Annotated in this window: 2 protein-coding genes; both read right to left on the bottom strand. The window is 75.6% G+C overall.

Annotated features, from left to right (window positions below):
* On the bottom strand, positions 1 to 392 hold a 392-nt coding region (crcB, locus tag VQ03_RS30655; RefSeq protein ID WP_083468338.1), incomplete at its 3' end, for a fluoride efflux transporter CrcB.
* A 142-nt stretch (positions 393 to 534) separates the two neighbouring features.
* A partial coding sequence (locus tag VQ03_RS30650) for a P1 family peptidase (protein WP_048454721.1) occupies positions 535 to 795 on the bottom strand: 261 nt, incomplete at its 5' end.

Below are 795 nucleotides of genomic sequence, written 5' to 3'. Positions count from 1 at the left end.
TTCCGGTCGCCCACACCGCCCCCCCCGACTGGCGCCAGCGCCAGGAGGCTCACCCCGCCCCCCGCGATGCCGGCCGCCACCGACACCGCCACGTAGATCAGCGCCGCCGCGAACGCCCCGCGCTCCCAGAGCAGGAAAGCCTCGAGGGAGAAGGTCGAGAAGGTGGTGAAGCCACCGAGGATGCCGGTGGTGAGGAAGAGCCGCCAGGCCTGGGGCACCCCGCCCCGGGCGGCGAACCAGCCGGTGAGCACCCCCATCATGATCGAGCCGACGATGTTGATCACCATCGTGCCGAAGGGAAAGCCGCTGCCCGCCCGCGCGGCCCAGAGGTTGACGCCGTGGCGCAGCGCCCCGCCGAGGCCGGCCCCGAGAAAGACCACCAGGTAGCTCACCGTTCCGCCGCCTCCGTCGATCGCGCGAGGCTTTTGCCACGGTCCGGCGCGCCGGGCGAGGCGGCCGGCGCAACCGTGGTCCGCACGCCTCGTCGACGCTGTCGGGCCGACGCCATGGCGCGTCGGCATGCCTCCCCCGCGCTCACCCCCCGAACCGGTCCCGCCACGCCGCTTGCGCTCCCGCCACCGGCAGGGCGCTCGCCCGGTAGACTCCCAGCGCCACCGCCCGCGCCAGCACCCGGGCCGCCGCATCGCCTAAGCGCGCCAGATCCCCGACCGGATCGGCGAGCGGCACGGCGCCGGTGGCGGCGGCAAAGACCAGGTCGCCGTCGAGGGGAGTGTGGGCCGGCACGATCGCCCGGGCGAGGCCGTCCTGCGCCGTCACGGCGAGGCGGCGCAGGAC

Origin of the sequence: Methylobacterium tarhaniae (genome assembly GCF_001043955.1) — a bacterium.
Lineage (GTDB): Bacteria > Pseudomonadota > Alphaproteobacteria > Rhizobiales > Beijerinckiaceae > Methylobacterium > Methylobacterium tarhaniae.
The sequence above is the reverse complement of the archived record's forward strand: the minus strand, read 5'-3'. Positions and strand labels throughout refer to the sequence as shown.